This window comes from Paraburkholderia unamae, assembly GCF_003268775.1.
In the GTDB taxonomy this organism is placed as follows: domain Bacteria; phylum Pseudomonadota; class Gammaproteobacteria; order Burkholderiales; family Burkholderiaceae; genus Paraburkholderia; species Paraburkholderia unamae.
Genome location: NZ_QLSU01000007.1, coordinates 111,370 through 132,646, shown reverse-complemented (window position 1 = coordinate 132,646; position 21,277 = coordinate 111,370). Strand labels below are relative to the sequence as shown.

General features: G+C 64.6%; 24 protein-coding genes and 1 other RNA gene. 17 read left to right on the top strand and 8 right to left on the bottom strand.

The window, feature by feature from the left end; translation table 11 throughout:
* Nucleotides 1–150 precede the first annotated feature (150 nt).
* From C7401_RS13780 to C7401_RS13760, 5 genes are all read left to right on the top strand, one after another.
* Complete coding sequence (locus C7401_RS13780) at nucleotides 151–1,437, top strand: Glu/Leu/Phe/Val family dehydrogenase (protein WP_069268469.1); 1,287 nt, start codon at nucleotides 151–153, stop codon at nucleotides 1,435–1,437.
* A gap of 262 nt (nucleotides 1,438–1,699) precedes the next feature.
* On the top strand, nucleotides 1,700–2,593 hold the full coding sequence (locus tag C7401_RS13775) for a glutamate/aspartate ABC transporter substrate-binding protein (protein ID WP_112171940.1): 894 nt from the start codon (nucleotides 1,700–1,702) through the stop codon (nucleotides 2,591–2,593).
* A gap of 92 nt (nucleotides 2,594–2,685) precedes the next feature.
* Nucleotides 2,686–3,426 carry an amino acid ABC transporter permease gene (locus C7401_RS13770; RefSeq protein ID WP_112171939.1) on the top strand — a complete coding sequence of 247 codons (741 nt, stop codon included), beginning with the start codon at nucleotides 2,686–2,688 and terminating at the stop codon, nucleotides 3,424–3,426.
* The gene (gene gltK / locus C7401_RS13765; RefSeq protein ID WP_112171938.1) at nucleotides 3,426–4,103 is read left to right on the top strand and encodes a glutamate/aspartate ABC transporter permease GltK; all 678 of its coding nucleotides are present in this window, start codon (nucleotides 3,426–3,428) and stop codon (nucleotides 4,101–4,103) included. The genes C7401_RS13770 and gltK overlap by 1 nt, the downstream gene beginning before the upstream one ends.
* Nucleotides 4,100–4,825, top strand: a complete 726-nt coding sequence (locus C7401_RS13760; RefSeq protein ID WP_112171937.1) for an amino acid ABC transporter ATP-binding protein — start codon at nucleotides 4,100–4,102, stop codon at nucleotides 4,823–4,825. Before gltK ends, C7401_RS13760 begins: the two co-directional genes overlap by 4 nt.
* Nucleotides 4,826–4,940: 115 nt before the next feature.
* Here the strand turns inward: C7401_RS13760 and C7401_RS13755 are convergent, their stop codons facing one another.
* On the bottom strand, nucleotides 4,941–5,849 hold the full coding sequence (locus C7401_RS13755) for a class II glutamine amidotransferase (RefSeq protein WP_112171936.1): 909 nt from the start codon (nucleotides 5,847–5,849) through the stop codon (nucleotides 4,941–4,943).
* Between the two features lie 347 nt (nucleotides 5,850–6,196).
* Between C7401_RS13755 and pyrC the strand changes: the two genes are divergently transcribed.
* The 3 genes from pyrC to rnpB all read left to right on the top strand — a co-directional run bounded on the left by pyrC (nucleotide 6,197) and on the right by rnpB (nucleotide 8,705).
* Nucleotides 6,197–7,252 carry a dihydroorotase gene (pyrC, locus tag C7401_RS13750; RefSeq protein WP_112172119.1) on the top strand — a complete coding sequence of 352 codons (1,056 nt, stop codon included), beginning with the start codon at nucleotides 6,197–6,199 and terminating at the stop codon, nucleotides 7,250–7,252.
* A 71-nt stretch (nucleotides 7,253–7,323) separates the two neighbouring features.
* Nucleotides 7,324–8,211 (top strand): DUF3025 domain-containing protein, encoded by an 888-nt coding sequence (locus C7401_RS13745; RefSeq protein ID WP_112172120.1) that lies wholly within the window; start codon nucleotides 7,324–7,326, stop codon nucleotides 8,209–8,211.
* 83 nt (nucleotides 8,212–8,294) lie between these two features.
* Nucleotides 8,295–8,705: RNase P RNA component class A (rnpB, locus tag C7401_RS13740), an RNA gene on the top strand.
* 85 nt (nucleotides 8,706–8,790) lie between these two features.
* Here the strand turns inward: rnpB and C7401_RS13735 are convergent.
* Nucleotides 8,791–9,213 (bottom strand): OsmC family protein, encoded by a 423-nt coding sequence (locus tag C7401_RS13735; protein WP_103702197.1) that lies wholly within the window; start codon nucleotides 9,211–9,213, stop codon nucleotides 8,791–8,793.
* Nucleotides 9,214–9,649: 436 nt separating this feature from the next.
* Nucleotides 9,650–9,973: a hypothetical protein gene (locus tag C7401_RS44365; RefSeq protein WP_146757920.1), complete on the bottom strand. Its 324-nt coding sequence runs from the start codon at nucleotides 9,971–9,973 to the stop codon at nucleotides 9,650–9,652.
* 106 nt (nucleotides 9,974–10,079) lie between these two features.
* On the opposite strand from C7401_RS44365, the gene rplM reads away from it, so the two are divergent.
* The 3 genes from rplM to erpA all read left to right on the top strand — a co-directional run bounded on the left by rplM (nucleotide 10,080) and on the right by erpA (nucleotide 11,478).
* The gene (gene rplM, locus C7401_RS13730; RefSeq protein WP_027795838.1) at nucleotides 10,080–10,508 is read left to right on the top strand and encodes a 50S ribosomal protein L13; all 429 of its coding nucleotides are present in this window, start codon (nucleotides 10,080–10,082) and stop codon (nucleotides 10,506–10,508) included.
* Nucleotides 10,509–10,519: 11 nt separating this feature from the next.
* On the top strand, nucleotides 10,520–10,912 hold the full coding sequence (gene rpsI, locus C7401_RS13725; protein WP_112171935.1) for a 30S ribosomal protein S9: 393 nt from the start codon (nucleotides 10,520–10,522) through the stop codon (nucleotides 10,910–10,912).
* Between the two features lie 200 nt (nucleotides 10,913–11,112).
* Entirely contained in the window at nucleotides 11,113–11,478 is a 366-nt protein-coding gene (gene erpA / locus C7401_RS13720) for an iron-sulfur cluster insertion protein ErpA (protein WP_112171934.1), read from the top strand.
* Nucleotides 11,479–11,555: 77 nt separating this feature from the next.
* Here erpA and C7401_RS13715 read toward each other — a convergent pair whose 3' ends face one another.
* Nucleotides 11,556–12,710, bottom strand: a complete 1,155-nt coding sequence (locus C7401_RS13715) for an anhydro-N-acetylmuramic acid kinase (protein WP_224039053.1) — start codon at nucleotides 12,708–12,710, stop codon at nucleotides 11,556–11,558.
* Between the two features lie 306 nt (nucleotides 12,711–13,016).
* On the opposite strand from C7401_RS13715, the gene C7401_RS13710 reads away from it, so the two are divergent.
* The 6 genes from C7401_RS13710 to C7401_RS13685 all read left to right on the top strand — a co-directional run bounded on the left by C7401_RS13710 (nucleotide 13,017) and on the right by C7401_RS13685 (nucleotide 17,650).
* Complete coding sequence (locus tag C7401_RS13710; protein WP_112171933.1) at nucleotides 13,017–13,295, top strand: type II toxin-antitoxin system RelE/ParE family toxin; 279 nt, start codon at nucleotides 13,017–13,019, stop codon at nucleotides 13,293–13,295.
* A gap of 38 nt (nucleotides 13,296–13,333) precedes the next feature.
* Nucleotides 13,334–13,645, top strand: coding sequence for a HigA family addiction module antitoxin (locus tag C7401_RS13705; RefSeq protein WP_112171932.1), 312 nt, complete (start codon nucleotides 13,334–13,336; stop codon nucleotides 13,643–13,645).
* A 110-nt stretch (nucleotides 13,646–13,755) separates the two neighbouring features.
* Complete coding sequence (gene tyrS / locus C7401_RS13700; RefSeq protein ID WP_112171931.1) at nucleotides 13,756–15,033, top strand: tyrosine--tRNA ligase; 1,278 nt, start codon at nucleotides 13,756–13,758, stop codon at nucleotides 15,031–15,033.
* The gene (gene dtd / locus C7401_RS13695; RefSeq protein ID WP_112171930.1) at nucleotides 15,030–15,500 is read left to right on the top strand and encodes a D-aminoacyl-tRNA deacylase; all 471 of its coding nucleotides are present in this window, start codon (nucleotides 15,030–15,032) and stop codon (nucleotides 15,498–15,500) included. The genes tyrS and dtd overlap by 4 nt, the downstream gene beginning before the upstream one ends.
* 17 nt (nucleotides 15,501–15,517) lie before the next feature.
* Complete coding sequence (locus C7401_RS13690) at nucleotides 15,518–16,201, top strand: histidine phosphatase family protein (RefSeq protein ID WP_112171929.1); 684 nt, start codon at nucleotides 15,518–15,520, stop codon at nucleotides 16,199–16,201.
* 303 nt (nucleotides 16,202–16,504) lie between these two features.
* Nucleotides 16,505–17,650 carry a branched-chain amino acid ABC transporter substrate-binding protein gene (locus tag C7401_RS13685; RefSeq protein WP_112171928.1) on the top strand — a complete coding sequence of 382 codons (1,146 nt, stop codon included), beginning with the start codon at nucleotides 16,505–16,507 and terminating at the stop codon, nucleotides 17,648–17,650.
* 94 nt (nucleotides 17,651–17,744) lie between these two features.
* On the opposite strand, the gene C7401_RS13680 is transcribed toward C7401_RS13685, so the two are convergent.
* From C7401_RS13680 to ruvC, 4 genes are all read right to left on the bottom strand, one after another.
* Entirely contained in the window at nucleotides 17,745–18,692 is a 948-nt protein-coding gene (locus tag C7401_RS13680; protein WP_112171927.1) for an oxygenase MpaB family protein, read from the bottom strand.
* A gap of 37 nt (nucleotides 18,693–18,729) precedes the next feature.
* Nucleotides 18,730–19,806, bottom strand: a complete 1,077-nt coding sequence (ruvB, locus tag C7401_RS13675; RefSeq protein WP_112171926.1) for a Holliday junction branch migration DNA helicase RuvB — start codon at nucleotides 19,804–19,806, stop codon at nucleotides 18,730–18,732.
* A gap of 108 nt (nucleotides 19,807–19,914) precedes the next feature.
* A complete protein-coding gene (ruvA, locus tag C7401_RS13670) occupies nucleotides 19,915–20,496 on the bottom strand; it encodes a Holliday junction branch migration protein RuvA (RefSeq protein ID WP_112171925.1) in 582 nt (193 codons plus the stop codon).
* A gap of 120 nt (nucleotides 20,497–20,616) precedes the next feature.
* Entirely contained in the window at nucleotides 20,617–21,159 is a 543-nt protein-coding gene (gene ruvC, locus C7401_RS13665) for a crossover junction endodeoxyribonuclease RuvC (RefSeq protein WP_112171924.1), read from the bottom strand.
* Between the last annotated feature and the right edge of the window lie 118 nt (nucleotides 21,160–21,277).

The following is a 21,277-nucleotide window of genomic DNA, read 5'->3' as shown; positions in this document are numbered from 1 at the left end:
AGCCTGTAAGGCTGGAAACACGGTGCCCGCGACACGTTTTTTCGACTTCGGGGACGTTATGCACGAAAAGCATAACGGGATGATCAAACGGCATTGGATTTCACGTGGGCGTTTTCTGACAATGGCACCACTTGTTCGATCGGAGCGTTCATGTCTTCCCAATTGCAGTCGGTTCCCTCCTATCTCCACGCCGACGATCTCGGCCCGTGGGGCAACTATCTTCGTCAGGTCGATCGCGTCGCGCCGTATCTCGGCTCGCTCTCGCGCTGGCTCGAAACGCTCAAGCGCCCCAAGCGCATCCTGATCGTCGATTGCCCCATCGAACTCGATAACGGCACCGTTGCGCACTTCGAAGGCTATCGTGTCCAGCACAACGTTTCGCGCGGTCCCGGCAAGGGCGGCGTGCGTTATCACCAGGACGTTACGCTCTCCGAAGTGATGGCGCTGTCCGCGTGGATGTCGGTGAAGAACGCTGCGGTGAACGTGCCGTACGGCGGCGCGAAGGGCGGTATCCGCGTCGATCCGCGCACGCTTTCGCGTGGTGAGCTCGAGCGCGTCACGCGCCGCTACACCAGCGAAATCGGCATCATCATCGGACCGAACACCGACATTCCCGCGCCGGACGTCAACACGAACGAGCAGATCATGGCGTGGATGATGGACACCTACTCGATGAACCAGGGCCAGACGGCCACGGGCGTCGTGACGGGCAAGCCCATCTCGCTCGGCGGCTCGCTCGGCCGTCGCGAGGCCACGGGCCGCGGCGTGTTCGTCGTGGGCTGCGAAGCGGCGCGCCGCACGGGTCTTTCGATCGACGGCGCACGCATTGCCGTGCAGGGCTTCGGCAACGTGGGCGGCATTGCCGCGCGCCTCTTCCAGGAAGCGGGCTCGAAGATCGTCGCGGTGCAAGACCATACCGGCTCGCTCTATAACTCGAGCGGCATGAGCGCGGAAGCGCTGCTCGAGCACGTTGCGAAGACGGGCGGCGTGGCGGGCTTCGCGGGCGCCGAAGTGATGGCGAACGACGAATTCTGGACCGTCGAAACCGACATCCTCATTCCGGCCGCGCTGGAAAACCAGATCACGGAAAAGAACGCGGGCAAGATCCGCACGAAGATCATCGTGGAAGGCGCGAACGGCCCGACCACGACGGCAGCCGACGACATCCTGCACGACAAGGGCGTTCTCGTGATTCCCGACGTCGTGGCGAACGCGGGCGGCGTGACGGTTTCGTACTTCGAGTGGGTGCAGGACTTCTCGAGCTTCTTCTGGACCGAGCACGAGATCAACGAACGTCTCGAGCGCGTGATGCGCGAAGCCTTTACGGCGGTGTGGCAGGTTTCGAGCGAGCAGAAGGTCTCGATGCGTACGGCGGCGTTCATCGTTGCATGTAAGCGCATTCTGATGGCGCGCGAAATGCGCGGCCTGTATCCCTGACCAGCAGGAGAAAGGGCGCCGCGCGCGGCCGGTAAAGGCGCGCGCCGGGGCCCGAACTGGCATCAGTGCCAGTGACAGTTTTTGCGCTGCACATCAAGGCGCAGAGAAGGCGGACGCTCTCCACAAGGGGGCGTCCGCCTTCGCACATCTGGAGGGGAAAATGCGCTGCGCGCGTTGCGCCAGGGTCACTCTTGATTCTTTCAAAATAATTACTTTGCTACACTCAATGAGTTACCTGCAACGTATTGCAACGGAGAAAAAAATGCAGATCAAAAAGACCGCCACAATCCTCGCGCTCCTGGGTTTCGCCGCCACCGGCGCCTTCGCGCAGGAATCGGGCACGCTCAAGAAAATCAAGGACACGGGCGTCATTTCGCTGGGTCACCGCGAGTCGTCCATTCCGTTCTCGTACTACGACGACAAGCAGAATGTGATCGGCTATTCGCAGGACTACGCAGAAAAGATCGTCGAGGCGGTCAAGCAGAAGCTCAACATGCCCAACCTCAAGGTCAAGCTCGTGCCGATCACGTCGCAAAACCGCATTCCGCTCGTGCAGAACGGCACGGTGGACATCGAGTGCGGCTCGACCACGAACAATGCGGAACGTCAGCAGCAGGCTGCCTTCACGAACACGATCTTCGTGATCGGCACGCGCCTCATGACGAAGAAGGATTCGGGCGTCAAGGACTTCGCCGACCTGAAGGGCAAGACCGTCGTGACGACGGCGGGCACGACGTCCGAGCGCCTCCTGCGCAAGATGAACCAGGACAAGAGCATGGGCATGAACATCATCAGCGCGAAGGACCACGGCGAGTCGTTCATGACGCTCTCCACGGGTCGCGCGGTGGCGTTCATGATGGACGACGCGCTGCTCGCGGGCGAGCGCGCGAAGTCGAACAATCCGGGCGACTTCGTGATCGTCGGCCAGGCGCAGTCGCGTGAAGCGTACGGCTGCATGATGCGCAAGAACGACCCCGAGTTCAAGAAGATCGCCGACGACGCGATCGCCAAGGTGCAGACCTCGAGCGACGGCAACGCGATCTACAAGAAGTGGTTCGAGTCGCCGATTCCGCCGAAGGGCCTGAACCTGAACTTCCCGATGAGCGACGACATGAAGGCGCTGTTCAAGAATCCGAACGACAAGGCAATCGACTGATCGGCGACCGGGTTCGTCCCGCCCCCGGCTTGTAACTGGAACGGAACGGAAGAAGGCCGCCTTCTTCCGTTCTTTTTTCCTGGAGTTCTTTCATGTCCTATCACTGGAACTGGGGCATTCTGCTGAGTCCGGTTTCCACCGGCGAACCCACCACCTATCTCGGCTGGCTCATCTCGGGCCTCTGGGTCACGGTCACGGTGTCGCTCGCCGCGTGGGTGATCGCGCTCGTCGTGGGATCGTTCTTCGGCGTGCTGCGCACGGCGCCCAATAAATGGGCCTCGGGAGCGGGCACGGTCTATGTGGCCGTGTTTCGCAACATCCCGCTGATCGTGCAGTTCTTCGTCTGGTATCTCGTGATACCGGAACTGCTGCCGCCCGCGCTCGGCAACTGGTTCAAGCAGTTGCCGCCCAACGCGCAATTCTTTTCGTCGTCCATTCTGTGTCTGGGCCTTTTCACCGGCGCGCGCGTGTGCGAGCAGGTGCGCTCGGGCATCAACGCGTTGCCGCGCGGCCAGCGCGCAGCCGGCCTCGCGATGGGCTTCACGCAGTGGCAAACGTATCGTTATGTACTGCTGCCGGTCGCGTACCGCATCATCGTGCCGCCGCTCACCTCCGAGTTCCTCAACATCTTCAAGAACTCGGCGGTCGCCTCGACGATCGGCCTGCTCGATCTCTCGGCCCAGGCTCGCCAGCTCGTCGACTACACGGCGCAGACCTATGAGTCGTTCATCGCGGTCACGCTCGCGTACGTGCTCATCAATCTCGTGGTGATGGCGCTCATGCGCTGGGTCGAGTCGAAGTCCCGGCTCCCCGGCTACATCGGAGGCAAGTGATGCATCATTTCGACTGGAGCGGTATTCCAGGCGCGCTGCCCACGCTGTGGACGGGCGCGATCGTCACCTTCAAGATCACACTGTGCGCGATCGTGATCGGCATTCTGTGGGGCACGCTGCTCGCGCTCATGCGCCTGTCGAGCGTGAAGCCGCTCGAATGGTTCTCGAAGGGCTACGTCACGATCTTCCGCTCGATCCCGCTCGTGATGGTTCTGCTGTGGTTCTTCCTGATCGTGCCGCAGGTGCTGCAAAGCGTGCTGGGCCTCTCGCCTGACATTGACATTCGCCTTGCCTCGGCAATGGTCGCGTTCTCGCTGTTCGAGGCCGCGTACTATTCGGAGATCATCCGCGCCGGCATCCAGGCGGTGCCGCGCGGGCAGGTGAACGCGTCGTTCGCGCTCGGCATGCGCTACGGCCAGGCGATGCGCTACGTGGTGCTCCCGCAGGCGTTTCGCGCGATGGTGCCGCTTTTGCTCACGCAGGCCATCGTGCTCTTTCAGGACACCTCGCTCGTGTACGTGATCAGCCTTGCGGACTTCTTTCGCACGGCCACCAATATCGGCGATCGTGACGGCACCACGGTCGAGATGGTACTGTTCGCGGGCGCATGCTATTTCGTGGTTTGCGTGGTCGCGTCGAGCCTTGTGAAAGGTCTTCAGAAAAAGGTCGCAAGATGATTTCAATTAAGAACGTTTCGAAGTGGTACGGCCAGTTCCAGGTGCTGACCGACTGCACGACGGAAGTGAAGAAGGGTGAGGTCGTGGTGGTGTGCGGGCCCTCGGGCTCGGGCAAATCCACGCTCATCAAGACCGTCAACGGGCTCGAACCGTTCCAGCAGGGCGAGATTCTCGTGAACGGCCAGTCGGTGGGCGACAAGCGCACCAATCTCTCGAAGCTGCGCGCGAAGGTGGGCATGGTGTTCCAGCACTTCGAACTGTTCCCGCATCTGTCGATTACCGAGAATCTCACGCTCGCGCAGATCAAGGTGCTCGGCCGCGGCAAGGACGAAGCGACGCAAAAGGGCCTGAAGCTGCTCGACCGCGTGGGCCTGCGCGCGCATGCCGACAAATTCCCCGGCCAGCTTTCGGGCGGTCAGCAGCAGCGCGTGGCGATCGCGCGCGCGCTGTCGATGGACCCGATCGCCATGCTGTTCGACGAGCCGACCTCGGCGCTCGACCCCGAGATGATCAACGAGGTGCTCGACGTGATGGTGGAGCTGGCCCAGGAAGGCATGACCATGATGTGCGTGACGCACGAAATGGGCTTTGCGAAAAAGGTCGCGCACCGCGTGATCTTCATGGACCAGGGGCTCATCGTCGAGGACGACCAGAAGGAGGCCTTCTTTGCGAGCCCGAAGTCGGATCGCGCGAAGGACTTTCTCGCGAAGATCCTGCACTGAGGGGCGCTCGCGCGTCAGCCGTTATCGCCTGGGAGTCGCAAGAAAAAAAGCCGCGCAAGTTGCGCGGCTTTTTTCGTTTCCGGCGTGTGCCTTGGGCGGGAGCCCTGTGCGAGCCTCACTCGCCCCAGGTCTGCAAGGCTTCCACGGCCTCCGGGGCAAGCTCGCCGGGCTGCGCCGCGCGCGGCGCGCTTGCGGACGCATCGAGGCAAGGGTTGGCGAGCTTGTCGAGCACCTTTTGCGGAACCGGCACGCTGGTTTGCGCGATCACGTCGCCGTGCTGGAACATCATCAGGTCGCCGGGGGCGAAGCGGGTCCAGACTTCGTTGTCGGTGAGCGGCGCGGTGGCGATCACGGCCACGCGGTCCTCGGGCGTCGTGTACTTGGCGAAGTCGATGGACACGTCGGCGTCGACGAGATGCGCCGTCGAGAACGGCCAGCGCCGCACCAGATAGTAGAGATGCGTCGAGCAATGCGCGAACAGCGCCTGGCCGTTCGACATCAGGAAGTTGAACACACCGAACTGCGTGATCTCGCGCGTGAGCGATTCGAGCGCGGCGAACAGCTCGTCGAGCGGTGGCTGCGCGCCGGGGAACGCCTTGCGCAGACCTTGCAGCAGCACGCAGAACGCGCGCTCGCTGTCGGTCGTGCCGACCGGCTGGTACACGCCCGACATCACCGGATTGAAGTCCTGAAGGTCGCCGTTATGCGCGAAGATCCAGTGCCGGCCCCACAGTTCGCGCTGGAACGGGTGACTGTTCTCCAGTGCGCAACTGCCTTGCGTGGCCTTGCGGATATGCGCAATGGTGTTGCGCGACTTGATGGGGTAGTGCTTGACCATCTCGGCGATGGGCGAGCGCGCCGAAGCCTCGTTGTCGATGAAGAGGCGGCAGGCCTTGTCCTCGAAGAACGCGATCCCCCAGCCGTCGGCGTGGTGATCGGTGGCGCCGCCGCGCGCCGCGAATCCTGTGAAGGAGAACGTGACGTCCGTCGGCGCGGCGCAGTTCATTCCGAGAAGTTGGCACATGGTGCTGATGGTGCGTGATGCAACTAAGGCGGCTACGCTCGCAGACGGGGCCGCTGGGTTGTTACATGAACCGGTACAATGATGATTTTCCAAGCATATCACCGGCCCGCAGCTCGCCAATACGAAATTTGTCGGATGCATTGCAGGTTTGCGTCGAAGGGCGCACGCCGGCGTGCAGGCGTCGCGAATTGTCGTGTGCACGCGACGGTGCGCACAGCGCCCGCCTTGATCCCGCATCGGTCAGCGCTGTGCTTGTTCCCGTGATATGCCCGGAATTTCCGGCAGCCTGCGCGCGTTCCGGCGAGCGCACCGCCGTTCATTCATTCGTAGCCGCGCTGATTCCTGCCATGAACGCTTCTTCCCCCACGACTCTCACGCTCGCCCGCCCCGACGACTGGCACCTGCACGTGCGCGACGGCGCCATGCTCGCGGCGGTGCTGCCGCACACCGCGCGCCAGTTCGGCCGCGCGATCATCATGCCGAACCTGAAGCCGCCCGTGACGACCACGGAGCAGGCCGCCGCCTACCGCGAGCGCATTCTCGCGGCGCTGCCGGCGGGCTCGACGTTCGAGCCGCTGATGACGCTTTATCTCACCGACAACATGCCGCCCGAGGAAATCCGCCGCGCGAAGGCGAGCGGCTTCGTGCACGGCGTGAAGCTGTACCCGGCGGGCGCGACGACGAACTCGGACGCCGGCGTGACCGACATCCGCAAGTGCGCGAAGACGCTCGAAGCGATGCAGGAAGTGGGCATGCCGCTGCTCGTGCACGGTGAAGTGACGAGCGCCGATATCGACCTGTTCGACCGCGAGAAGGTCTTTATTGACCGCGTGATGACGCCGCTGCGCCGCGACTTCCCGGCGCTCAAGGTGGTGTTCGAACACATCACGACGAAGGACGCGGTCGACTACATCCGTGCCGATAACGCGGCGCCTGGTCTGCTCGGCGCGACGATCACCGCGCATCACCTGCTGTACAACCGCAACGCGATCTTCCAGGGCGGCATCCGTCCGCACTACTACTGCCTGCCCGTGCTCAAGCGCGAAACGCACCGCGTCGCGCTCGTCGAGGCCGCAACCTCGGGCGATCATCGCTTCTTCCTCGGCACCGACAGCGCGCCGCATGCGAAGGGCCTGAAGGAACACGCGTGCGGCTGCGCGGGCTGCTACACGGCGCTGCACGCGCTCGAACTCTATGCGGAGGCGTTCGACAATGCGGGCGCGCTCGACAAGCTCGAAGGCTTCGCGAGCTTCTACGGCGCGGACTTCTACGGTCTGCCGCGCGCGAGCGAAACGGTCACGCTGCACCGCGAGACCTGGACGCTGCCCGCCGAAGTCGAAGCGGGCGGCACGCCCATCGTGCCGCTGCGCGGCGGCGAGACGATCGGCTGGAAGCTCGCTTGAGCGAGGCGGGGCCGGGCGTGGCTGCGGGCGCAACGGTCGCTGCGGTCGCGGCAATCGATGCGCACGCACCGATGCCAGCGCCGCGTCGCACCTTGCCCGCGGGCAGTTTCGCCGACATTGACTGGGCGCGTCCCTGGTTCGCGCAACACGAAGCGCGCGGGCGGCGCTGGCAGCAGGCCGCGCTGGCGGGTTACGCGCCGTATCTCGACGAACTGAACGCCGACGCGCGCGCCAGCGTTCAGTTCACGGGGCGTGGGCAGCGTCTTGGCTTCATTGCCCAGGACGACCTGCCCGAAGGCGCGGCCTACGAGGCGCACATCGCCGCGACGGGCTGTGTGCCCACGCGCCACAATCTCCACGACTTCTTCAACGCGCTCGCGTGGTTTGCGTTTCCGCGCATCAAGGCGACGCTGAACGCGCGCCAGGCCGCGGCCATCGACGTGCTGGGCGTGGGTCCCACGCGCGGCGGCGTGCGCGATGCGCTCACGTTGTTCGACGAGAATGCGGTGCTGTACGTGTCGTCGGACCCGGCGCTCACGGCGGCGCTGCGCAGCTTCGACTGGCGCACGTTGTTCGTGGCGCGGCGCTCGGCCTGGGAAACGCCGGCCCGGTTCGCAAGCGCGGGCGAGGGCAACGAGGGCGGCGCGCGCTGTGAAGTGCGCGTGTTCGGCCATGCGCTGCTCGAAAAGTTGATCGCGCCCTATGCGGCCTGCACGGCGCATGCGTGGGTGGTCGAGGTCCCCGAAGCCTATTTCACCTGGCCGCGCGCGCAACGCGACGCGCATCTGGATGAAACGGTGAGCGCCACGCTTGCCGCCGATGCCACGCCCGGCGCGCTCAACGGCCGCAGCTTCGCGCCGCTGCCGGTGCTGGGCATTCCGGGCTGGTGGCCGCAAAACGAAGATTCCGCTTTCTACGACGATGCCACGGTATTCCGTGCGGGCCGCCGCGCGCGCTAAACGCTCGGCGGCGATCGTCGGCATTCGGCAATCGATCCGGCCCCCGGCGCGACGCGCCCGCACGTGCTAAGATCGCGCCTCGCAAAGCAGGCCAGGCAGTCGCGGCCCCGAGATTTCGGTCGAGGGGGCGAGGAAAGTCCGGACTCCACAGGGCAGGGTGATGGCTAACGGCCATCCGTGGCGACACGCGGAACAGGGCAACAGAGAACAGACCGCCGATGGCCCGACTTCGGTCGGGATCAGGTAAGGGTGAAACGGTGCGGTAAGAGCGCACCGCGTCTGCGGCGACGTAGACGGCACGGTAACCTCCACCCGGAGCAATTCCAAGTAGGCAGGCGCGCATCTTCGGGATGCAGGATGGGGCCCCCATTCCGTCTGCGGGTAGGAAGCTTGAGCGCGTCAGCAATGGCGCGCCTAGAGGAATGGCTGCCACGCGCGGCGCGTCTTCGGACGCGCCGCGTGCACAGAATCCGGCTTATCGGCCTGCTTTGCAGCCTCATTCATGCAAAAAGCCGGCGCGGTTCATCGAAGAACCGCGCCGGCTTTGTCTTTTGCCGATCGCGAGAGCGTCGCCGGGCCTTAGGCCGCGACGATCTCGAACGTGTGCGTGATCTCGGCGGTCTTGCCGATCATGATCGACGCCGAGCAGTACTTGTCGTGCGAGAGGTTGATCGCGCGTTCCACAGTGGCCGGGTTCAGGTTCTTGCCGGTCACGGTGAAGTGGAAGTGGATCTTCGTGAAGACCTTCGGGTCCTCGCTCGCGCGCTCGGCTTTGAGCGTCACGTTGCAGCCGCTCACTTCCTGGCGGCTCTTCTTCAGGATCAGCACGACGTCATAAGCCGTGCAGCCGCCCGTGCCGAGCAGCACCATTTCCATCGGCCGCGGCGCGAGGTTGTGGCCGCCGCCTTCCGGCGCGCCGTCCATGTTGACGAGGTGACCGCTGCCCGTTTCGGCCGCGAACGCCATACCGTCCTGACCCATCCAGCTAACTTTGCATTCCATGCGTTTGCCCCTGCGCAAGTTCTCGATTCAGACGGCATTGTAGCCCGCACCTTACTGGTATGTCCGGGGGGCATCGCGGCGCACGATCCATGCGCCCCGCTTGAATGTTGCGACGCATCATCCGACGTGCAAGGCAAATTTCCCCTACGCAATTAGGGGTTTCGCTCTAGTCATGTCGCATGGCTTGCGCGGGATCCATCGGCAATGCCATGATTTTCCGTGCTTTTTCTGAAATTACCGAGGCTGCATTGCTTTTCACATTATGGTTTTAAATTTCGTAATGCAAATCCTCTTGCGTCGCACAAGGTCGATCCGTATAATTTGCTTCGTTGGTTGTCGTGTTTCACGACACCTCAGCATGTCTCCTCCACCCTCCTCCAAAAGGTGGATTAAGCCCGAACCAGTGCGTTCGGGCTTTTTTTATTCCCGCTTTCATTCACTCACCCGAGCCCACCAGCGCCGACTCCAGCGCATCCATGATGATGGGGTGATCGTCGGCCAGACCGACCCTGCGCTTGACCATTCCCTGAAATCCGGATTGATTGTGTGACGCGTCACTCGATCCAAAACAAGCGTCCGTCCGAATAAGGGCGATATGCGTCAAATAAACGCGAGATGACAGCAAGAAGCGCACAAATCGCCAGGTGGGGGCGGGCTTGGCACGCGCGCGGCACCAAAAACTTGGCTCCCGCGGATTTTTTCCTTTATAATCGTGGGTTTCCCGCATCCATGCCCGCGGGAAACTGGGGCAAGCCTTCATGGAATTTCATGGGGAACCTCAGCCAGGGAGAGCCTGCGCCGGCGCCAACGAGCGTCACCATACAAGCAGGACCGAATCAGGGCACAGCATATTTTTTGGATCGATCATGAAGACTTTTTCCGCCAAGGCACATGAAGTGCAGCGCGAATGGTACGTGATTGACGCGACGGATAAGGTTCTCGGCCGTGTCGCCAGCGAAGTGGCACGCCGTCTTCGCGGCAAGCACAAGCCTGAGTTCACCCCGCACGTCGACACTGGTGATTTCATCATCATCATTAACGCCGGCAAGCTGAAGGTCACGGGCAACAAGACCACGGACAAGAAGTACTACCGTCACTCGGGCTACCCGGGCGGTATCTACGAAACGACGTTTGGCAAGATGCAAGAACGCTTCCCGGGCCGCGCGCTCGAGAAGGCCGTGAAGGGCATGCTGCCGAAGGGCCCGCTGGGCTACGCGATGATCAAGAAGCTCAAGGTCTACGCAGACGCAACGCATCCGCACTCGGCTCAACAGCCGAAGGCGCTCGAGATCTAAGGGGAGCCCACATGATCGGTAACTGGAATTACGGTACGGGCCGCCGCAAGAGCGCAGTCGCTCGTGTCTTCATCAAGTCGGGCAAGGGCGAGATCATCGTCAACGGCAAGCCCATCGCCGACTACTTCTCGCGCGAAACGTCGCTCATGATCGTGCGTCAACCGCTGGAACTCACGAACCACGGCACGACGTTCGACATCAAGGTGAACGTGAACGGCGGCGGCGAAACCGGCCAGGCCGGCGCAGTTCGCCACGGCATCACGCGCGCGCTGATGGACTACGACGCGACGCTCAAGCCGGCACTGTCGCAAGCTGGCTTCGTCACCCGTGACGCACGTGAAGTGGAACGTAAGAAGGTCGGTTTCCACAAGGCACGTCGCCGCAAGCAGTTCTCGAAGCGTTAATTTCAGATTGGCGCTTTGGCCTGTGCCCCTCGCGGGGCACGGCGCTGCTGCAAAAGCCGTCCGCGCTGCCATGCGCCGGGCGGCTTTTGCACATCTGGCGCGCTGTTGTCGTGGGCGAGAAACCCTTGATTTTGTGGGCTTAAGCACGATCTGAGGAACAGCCCTACAATAGCGGCTAGAAGTTTTTCTGGAGAGTTCGAATGAGCACTGTCACCGAAACCACCGCGACCGAAATGCCCGGTCCCTTCGTTTTCACCGAAGCAGCGGCTGACAAGGTCAAGCAACTGATCGACGAGGAAGGCAACCCGGAGCTGAAGCTGCGCGTATTCGTGCAGGGCGGCGGCTGTTCGGGCTTCCAGTACGGATTTACGTTCGACGAGGCGGTCAACGAAGACGACACCGTGATGAACCGCAACGGTGTGCAACTTCTGATCGACTCGATGAGCTATCAGTACCTCGTCGGCGCCGAGATCGACTACAAGGACGATCTCAACGGCGCGCAGTTCGTCATCAAGAACCCGAACGCGACCACCACGTGCGGTTGCGGTTCGTCGTTCTCGGTCTGATCGAACGGCCTGGCTGAAATGAAAACGGGGCTTTGGCCCCGTTTTTTATTGATGCAGCGCGTGGCCGTCCTGCGCGCTCAGCGCGGGTAGATCGCGCCGAGCACGCGCTCGCCCGCCGCCCCGGTCACGGCCGCCAGATTGCCCGGCTCGCGCGCCACGCAGCGCATGGCGAGCCACGCAAAGGCGAGCGGTTCGACCTGATGCGGCGGCACGCCGAGTGCCTCGGTTGTCATGACCGGCACCCCGGCCACGCCGCCCGTTTCGAGCGCTTTCTGGAGCGCCGCCATCAACGCGGGATTGCGCGCGCCGCCGCCGCAGACATACACCGCGCGGCAATCGCTCGCGTGGCGTTCGATTTCGCGCGCCACGCTCACGGCGGTCAGCGCGACGAGCGTCGCTTGCACGTCGGCGGGCGAGAGCGATTCGAAGCCCTTGAGCTTTTCGTCGAGCCACGCGGCATTGAAGAGGTCGCGGCCCGTACTCTTGGGCGGCTGCTGCTCGAAGAACGGCTCGTCGAGCAGGGCGTTCAACAGCGGCTGATGCAGATTGCCGCTCGCGGCGAACTTGCCGTTCTCGTCGTAAGGCTTGCCCAGATGCCGTTCGGCCCAGAGGTCGAGCAGCGCGTTGGCGGGGCCGCAGTCGAAGCCCCGCACGGCGCCCGTGGACGAAAGCACCGTGATGTTGCTGATGCCGCCAAGATTGCAGACTACGCGCGTTTCTTCCTGCGAGCCGAACAGCGTCGCGTGAAACGCGGGCACGAGCGGCGCGCCCTGGCCGCCCGAGGCGACATCGCGGCTACGGAAGTCGGCGATCACGTCGATGTGGGCGAGCTCCGCGAGCAGCGCCGGATTCTGGATCTGCACCGTGTAACCCTTCTCGGGCCGATGCCGCACGGTCTGGCCGTGCGCGCCGATCGCGCGCACGCCGTCGGCGGAGAGATTGCCCGCGCGCAGCAATTCGTGGCAGCACACCGCGTAGCGGGCCGCCAGTGCATTGCCGGCGAGCGCCTCGCGCTCGATCTCGTTCTCGCCAGGCTGCTGCAACGAAAAGAGCGCCTCGCGCAGTCCCTGCGCGAAGCCCACGAACGCCTCGGCCAGCACCACCGGCCGCTGGCCCGCCTCGAAGCGCACGGCAATGCCGTCCACGCCGTCCATGCTGGTGCCCGACATCAGGCCGAAATACACGCCGTCGGCGGCGTGTGCGCTCTCGTTTCGTGCGTCGCGTGGCGCCACGTTGTACTCCTTTCGTGAATGCGGTTTCAGTCCCGTGCAGGAGATTATCGGGGCAATGTCGCTCAAACGTAAGCCGAATGGCTGACTGTTGCGGCCCCTCGCGCCGTGGGACGCTCTTTCTGGCCGCTCAGGGACGGGCGGCGCTGGAGCCCTGCGCGAGATCAACCTCTGCTTGCAATACGTTGACCTCACAATGGCGAATTCGTATAGTGTGGCTATACGCTATACGGAGGGCGCGTACCAAGGCCAACTGGCCCCGCCAGGCTCCAGACCCATTCATGTTCGATCTGCCTGGTCTGGAGAATCATGATCAAGTCGTGGAATCACAAAGGGCTGAAGGCGCTGTTCTTCACCGGCACCAAGGCGGGCATCCGGCCCGATCACATACCGCGTCTGAGGCGCCAACTGGCTCGGCTCGACGAGGCCGAGTCGCCGCATGACATGAACGTGCCGGGCTGGCGCTGCCATGCGCTGGACGGCCGTTTCGACGGGCACCATGCGGTCAGCGTCAACGGCAACTGGCGCTTGACCTTCGCGTTCGAAGGCCGCCACGCGATCCTCGTCGACTATCACGACTACCACTGACACCTGCTATTGACGATGACCACCGAGGCACGAGCAAGATGAACGACACGATACGCATGCACAACCCGCCGCACCCTGGCGAAACGTTGCGCGAGGACATCCTCCCCGAACTGGGGCTCACCGTGACCGAGGCCGCGGCGCAGCTCGGCGTCACGCGCGCCGCGCTTTCGCGCGTGCTCAACGGGCGCGCCGGCATCTCCCCCGAAATGGCGCTGCGCCTGGAGGCGTGGCTTGGCGCGGAAAACGGCGGCCGTGCCGACCTGTGGCTTGCCATGCAGATGGCTTACGACCTCTGGCAGGCGCGAGCGAAGGGCGTGCCGCGGGTGGAGCGCGCTCCCGCCCGTACGTGAGCCAGGCGCGAGTTTTGGTGCGCGCATGAGGCCGCAAACTTCGGCCAGGCGAGTCGAATCACGTAAAATCGCGGTCTAGACCCAGACTTAACGAGCGATACGATCGAAGCATGAGCACCGAGTCCACCTCCAGCAACGGCGCCAACAGCGGTGCCAACAGCGGCGCAAAAGACGCCTTTCCGGTCACCGACGAAGTCCGTCACGCGCTCGCCGTCACGAAGCGCGGCGTGGACGAGCTGCTGATCGAAGAAGAATTCGAGCAGAAGCTCGCCCGCAGCGCGGCCACGGGCAAGCCGCTGCGCATCAAGCTCGGTCTTGACCCGACCGCGCCCGACATCCACATCGGCCACACGGTCGTGCTCAACAAGATGCGCCAGTTGCAGGATCTCGGCCATACCGTGATCTTCCTGATCGGCGACTTTACCTCGCTGATCGGCGATCCGTCGGGCCGCAATGCCACGCGTCCGCCGCTCACGCGCGAGCAGATCGAGTCGAACGCGAAAACGTATTTCGAGCAGGCCGCGCTGGTGCTCGACCGTGAAAAGACCGAGATCCGCTACAACAGCGAATGGTCGATGCCGCTCGGCGCCGACGGCATGATCAAGCTCGCATCGCGTTACACGGTTGCGCGCATTCTGGAGCGCGAGGACTTCACCAAGCGCTTCCAGGGCGGCGTGCCGATTTCGATCCACGAATTCCTCTACCCGCTCATGCAGGGTTACGACTCGGTCGCGCTGAACGCCGACCTGGAACTCGGCGGCACGGACCAGAAGTTCAACCTGCTCGTGGGCCGCGAACTGCAAAAGCAGTACGGCCAGGAGCAGCAATGCATTCTCACGATGCCGCTGCTCGAAGGTCTCGACGGCGTCGAGAAGATGTCGAAGTCGAAGAACAACTACATCGGCATCAGCGAGAAGCCCAACGACATGTTCGGCAAGCTCATGTCCATTTCGGACACGCTGATGTGGCGTTATTTCACGCTGCTCTCGTTCCGTCCGATGGCGGAAATCGAAGGCTTCAAGCGCGAGATCGAGGCGGGCCGCAATCCGCGCGACTTCAAGGTGCTGCTCGCACAGGAAATCGTCGCGCGCTTTCACTCGCAGGGCGACGCCGAGCGCGCGCTCGAAGACTTCAACCACCGCGCGAAGGGCGGCGTGCCGGACGACATTCCGTCGGTCACGATCGCGGGTGCGCCGCTCGCCATCGGCCAGTTGCTCAAGCAGGCGGGACTCGTGCCCTCCACCAGCGAGGCGCTGCGCAACATCGAGCAGGGCGGCGTGAAGATCGACGGCGCCACCGTGTCCGACAAGGGCCTGAAGGTCGAGGCGGGCGAGTTCGTCGTGCAGGTGGGCAAGCGCCGCTTCGCGCGCGTGACGCTCACGGCATGATTGCGCTGATCCAGCGTGTGCAGCGCGCCGAGGTGCGCGTCGCGGACGGTAACAGCGAGCGCGTGACCGGCGCGATCGGCCAGGGGCTGCTCGCGCTGGTTTGCGCGGAGCGCGGCGACACCGAAGCGAGTGCCGACAAGCTGCTCGCGAAGCTACTCGGCTATCGCGTGTTCAGCGACGCGGCGGGCAAGATGAACCTGCCGGTGCAGAACATCGACGGCAACGGCGGGGCGGGCGGCCTGCTGCTCGTTTCGCAGTTCACGCTCGCGGCCGATACGAACAGCGGCCTGCGCCCGAGCTTCACGCCGGCCGCGCCGCCCGACGAGGGGCGGCGTCTCTTCGACTATTTCGTCGCCGCCGCGCGTGAGAAACATCCCACCGTCGAGACCGGCGAGTTTGGCGCCGACATGCAGGTGTCGCTCGTCAACGACGGCCCCGTGACGTTCTGGCTGCAAGTGCGCAACTGAGCCATGCGCTTTTGACTATGACCACGCAGATCCTCTTCATCCGCCACGGCGAAACGGCCTGGAACCGCATCAAGCGGATTCAGGGGCATATCGACATTCCGCTCGCCGAAAGCGGCGTGGCGCAGGCGCAGCAGCTTGGCGCGCGCTTCGCGCAGGAAGCGCAGGCGGGCGCGCGGCTCGACGCGATCTGGTCCAGCGACCTGTTGCGCGCGCAACAGACCGCACAACCTGTTGCCCAGGTGCTGGGCCTGCCGGTGCAACTCACTGAAGGCTTGCGCGAGCGTAACTACGGCGCCTTCCAGGGCCACGACAGCGACGAGATTTCCGAGCGCTTTCCCGACGAATACGCGCATTGGCAAACGCGCGACCCCGGCTTCGAGCCGCCCGAGGGCGAGTCGCAGCGCGAGTTCTACCATCGCGTGCTGCATGCGCTTGAGCCGATTCTCGCCATGCATCCGGGCGGCCGTATTGCCTGCGTCGCCCACGGCGGCGTGCTCGACTGCGTGTACCGCTTCGCGAACGGCCTCGCGCTCGACGAACCGCGCGCGTGGCAACTGCTCAATACGAGCGTGAACATCGTCGATTTCGAGCGCGATGGCTATGTCACGCAGGCGCGCGTCGTCGCATGGGGCGACGTGACCCATCTGGGCGGCGCGAGCGCCGACGACGGCTTCAAGCGCACGCCCGAAGCGGGGCGCTAAGCCGACTCGCTACGAAGCGCGGCGTTCTGCCGCGCTTTTCTCTTCCTGCCTTTCCCCTGCGGCGCGCTGCTCGCGGCTGCTCTCCGCTCGTCCTTACCCGCCGCTTGCAGGTTCTTTCCAAAGCCCAACCACAAAGTTAAGCAGCCTGCTAACATTTGTCCGACCTTTGGGCACGCTGGCCACCGGGCTATCCGCCCGGCCCTGCGTTGAAGAGGGACGCACGCGCAACAAGAGCGTGAGGCGGCGAGCCGAGGGTTGCATACGAACGGGTAGTTCCCAGAAAAAATCGCAGGAGAGAGTTCAATGACGTACAAGCTTCACAAGCTGCTGCCGGTGAGCGCGGCAGTTATCGCGCTCGCGGCCATGTCGGGCAATGCGTCGGCCGACCAGGTCGTCAAGATCGGCCACGTCGGTCCGCTCACGGGTGGCTCGGCCCACCTCGGCAAGGACAACGAAAACGGCGCACGCCTCGCCATCGAGGAAATCAACGCCAAGGGCCTCACGATCGACGGCCAGAAGGTCACGCTCGTGCTCGACGCCCAGGATGATGCCGCCGACCCGCGCCAGGCTACCCAGGTCGCGCAGAAGCTCGTCGACGACAAGGTCGCGGCCGTGATCGGCCACCTGAACTCGGGCGCGTCGATCCCGGCGTCGAAGATCTACAGCGATGCGGGCATCGTGCAGATCTCGCCGTCGTCGACCAATCCGTCGTACACGCAGCAGGGCTTCAAGACCACGTATCGCGTGGTCGCGACCGACGCCCAGCAAGGTCCGGCACTCGCCGACTACGCGGCCAAGAGCCTGAACGTGAAGACCGTGGCCGTGGTCGACGATTCGACCGCCTACGGCCAGGGCCTCGCGAACGAGTTCGAGAAGACCGCGAAGTCGCTCGGCATGAAGGTGCTCTCGCACGACGCGACCAACGACAAGGCCGTGGACTTCCGCGCGATTCTCACGAAGATCAAGGGCGAGAACCCCGACGCGATCATGTACGGTGGCATGGACGCCACCGGCGGCCCGTTCGCGAAGCAGGCCAAGCAGCTCGGCCTGCGCGCGAAGGTGCTGTCGGGCGACGGCGTGTGCACGGAAAGCCTCGCGCAGCTCGCGGGCCCGGCGACGGACAACATCGTCTGCTCGCAGGCCGGCATGGCGGTCGAGCGCATGAACGGCGGCGCGGCGTTCGCGGCGAAGTACGAGAAGCGCTTCGGTCACCCGATCGAATTCGACGCGCCGTTCACGTATGACGCGGTGTACATCATCGTCGACGCGATGAAGCGCGCGAACTCCACCGACCACGCGAAGATCCTCGCGCAAATCCCGACCACGGACTACAAGGGCGTGATCGGCGAGACGAGCTTCGACGCGAAGGGCGACCTCAAGCACGGCGTGATCTCGCTGTACAACTACAAGGCAGGCAAGAAGACGCTGCTCGACGTGGTGAAGATGTAAGGACGCACGCGCCTCGATGCGCTGCAAATGAAGCGGCCAACCTGCGCGAGCGGGTTGGCCGCTTTTTTTATCGCGTGCCCTAGGGCTTATCGGCTTATTGCGTGGGCTTGGCGGCAGCAGCCCGCCGCCGCGCGCGTTTCGACACGCCGTTGACGAGGGCCCAGCGCAGCACCGGTGCGACGGCGCGCATGCCCGGCCGCACGACGGCGCGGCGCGCGAAGGCGAACGAGTCGAAGCCGAGCATCTGCTGCGCGAAGGGCGGCAACAGGTCGATGCCCGCATTGCGGATGAGCGCGCCGGCGGGGCGCATGGCCGGGCGCGGCGCGGGCGCCTCCATGAGCACGCGCACGACTTCGAACGTGCGCTCGCTCGCGACGAGTTCGGGCTGCATCGATTGCAGATACGCCGACACTTGCGCGCGCGACCGGGGTACGTTCACGGCACCGAGCAGTTCGGCAATCTGCGCGACTTCGGCGTAGTACTGATCCTGGGCCTCGCCCGGCAGCGCGGGGTTCACGTAGCGTATATACGCGCCGAGAAAGCTCGAGACCTCGGCCACGTGCACCCACGTCAGCAAGACGGGATCGCTCGCGCGGTAGGGGCGGCCATCGGGCGCGGTGCCTGTTACGGCCAGGTGGATCTGCTTCACGCGTTCGATCAAGGCCAGCGCGTCGGCGCGGCTGCCGTAGGTCGTGCCCGCGATGAAGGTCGCAGTGCGGCGCAGCCGCCCGAGTATGTCGGTGCGAAACGTGGAGTGGTCCCACACGCCGGCGAGCGCGAGCGGATGCAGCGCTTGCAGCAGCAACGCGCTGACGCCGCCCGCCATCATCGCGGCGAAATCGGCGTGGACCTTCCAGCATACGGCGTCGGGGCCGAAGAGGCCGGGGTCGCCCGGCGGATTCGAATAATCGAGCTTCGGGCCGCTGCCCGTGGTGAGATGCGTGACGCTTTCAGCGAGCGTCATGCGCAAGCGGCGCGCGAGCTGGCCGGCGAAGCCGGTCGGCTCGGGAGCGTTGGGAGGACGGCCGGCGTGATCGGACATCGTGCTCTCGCTCGTGCTGCGTTGACGTTCGCGCGCCTTACGACGCGTCCGGGTCCCAGTCGCCGCCCGTCGATGCGTCGTCCGGCACCGTGAGGCCGAAGTGGCGGTAGCTGAGCTGCGTGGCCACGCGCCCGCGTGGCGTGCGCTGCAAATAGCCTTGCTGGATCAGGTACGGCTCGAGCACGTCCTCGATCGTGTCGCGTTCCTCGCCGATCGCGGCGGCGAGGTTGTCAACGCCCACCGGACCGCCGTCGAACTTGTGCAGGATCGCTTCGAGCAGCTTGCGGTCCATCAGGTCGAAGCCCACGGGGTCGACGTCGAGCATGCGCAGCGCGGCGTCGGCAACGTTCGCGGTGATCGCGCCATCGGCCTTCACTTCGGCATAGTCGCGCACGCGACGCAGCAGGCGGTTCGCGATACGCGGCGTGCCGCGCGAGCGGCGCGCGATTTCGAACGCGCCGTCAGGGTGGATCTGCGCGCCGAGCAGCGAAGCGGAGCGCTGCACGATGCGCGAGAGCTCACTCGCGTTGTAGAACTCCAGACGCGAGACGATGCCGAAGCGGTCGCGCAGCGGATTCGTGAGCATGCCCGCGCGCGTGGTCGCGCCCACCAGCGTGAACGGCTGGAGGTCGAGCTTCACGCTGCGCGCGGCCGGCCCTTCGCCGATCATGATGTCGATCTGATAGTCCTCGAGCGCCGGGTACAGGATTTCCTCGACAACCGGCGAGAGCCGGTGAATCTCGTCGATGAAGAGCACGTCGTTGGCTTCGAGATTGGTGAGCAGTGCCGCGAGATCGCCCGCGCGCTCCAGCACCGGGCCCGACGTCTGCCGCAGGTTGACCCCCATTTCGCGCGCGATGATGTGCGCGAGCGTGGTCTTGCCGAGGCCCGGCGGCCCGAACAGCAGCACGTGGTCGAGCGGTTCGGAGCGGCGCTTGGCGGCCTCGATGAAGATTTCGAGCTGACCGCGTACCTTTTCCTGGCCGACATATTCGTCGAGCTGGCGCGGGCGCAATGCGCGTTCGAACGCTTCCTCGCGTGACGAGGCGGGCGTGGCGGCGATCACGCGGTCGGCGCCGGCATGGTTGGCGGCGAGTTTGTCGGTTTCGATCATCCAACGATTGTACCGCGCGTACCGCGCGGTCTATGCAGCGGCGGGGCCGTCCCGCGCGCCGCGTCAGCGCTTGCAACTAACTGCCGGACCCGCGTGCGCGCGCGGGAATCAGACCTTGGAAAGCGCCTTGAGCGCGAGCTTGATGCCCTCGGAAACGCCGGTGCCGGCCGGCACGTTCTTGATCGCGGCGAGGCCTTCTTTCTCCGAATAGCCGAGCGCGAGCAGGGCGTTGAGGATGTCGTTCGCGTGGTCGGAAGGCGAAGCGGCGGCGGCCATCGCGCCGAGGTCCGCGCCGAGCTTGCCCTTGAGTTCGAGCAGCAGACGCTCGGCCGTTTTCTTGCCGATGCCGGGCACGCGCGTGAGGCGCGCCGCGTCCTGCTGCGTGACCGCCTGCGCGAGGTCGTTCACGCTCATGCCGGAGAGCACGGCAAGCGCCATGCGCGCGCCGATGCCGCTGATCTTGAGCAGCTCGCGAAACGTCGCGCGTTCCTCCTGCGTGCCGAAGCCGAAGAGCAGGTGCGCGTCTTCGCGAACGATCATCTGCGTGAGCAGCACGATTTTTTCGCCGGTGCCGGGCAGATTGTAGAACGTGCTCATCGGCACGTCGACTTCGTAGCCGACGCCGTTGCAGTCGATGAGCAGGTGCGGCGGGTTCTTTTCCAGCAATACGCCGGCAATGCGACCGATCATGGCGGTTTCTGTGATGAGGGAAAGGTGGAGAGTGTAGCGGAGGGCAGGGCCGCGCGGAGCGCGCAGCCGGAACGTTGATCGTTCGGCCAGGGCGCTTATGCCCGTCTAGCCGCCGGGCATTCAGCCAATCAGACGCCCGCGCCGCACCCGCACGCCTTTCTTCGCGAGCGCCGGCGCGAGCCCGCCGAGCGTGGCCAGCGTATCGCCGCTGTGCGCATGGCAGATCGCCATGCCGAGCGCGTCGGCGGCGTCGGTGCCGGGCACGCCCGTGAGGGCGAGCAGGCGCACGACCATCTGCTGCATCTGTTCCTTGGTCGCGCGGCCATAGCCGACCACGGCCTGCTTGAGTTGCAGCGCGGTGTACTCGGCCACCGGCACGCCGCCCGAGACGAGTCCGCAAATGGCCGCGCCACGCGCCTGGCCGAGCAGGAGCGTCGACTGCGGATTGACGTTGACGAAGACCTTTTCGATCGCGGCCTGGTCGGGCGCGTGCTGGCGGATCAGCGTGGAGACGCCTTCGAAGATGGTGCCGAGGCGCGTGGGCAGATCGGCATCGGCGGTACGGATGACGCCGCTTGCGACGTACGTGAGCTGATGGCCGTGACGTTCGATCACGCCGAAGCCGGTGACGCGCAAGCCGGGGTCGATGCCGAGAATTCTCATGAAATGCGGGAAATGCGGATGTGCCTGCGATGGTACAACGAACGGCACAGATGCCGCGAGCCTTGAAGGCGCGGGCGACCCAGGCGTCCCGCGCAAAGAAAAAGCCCGCGAGACTGGC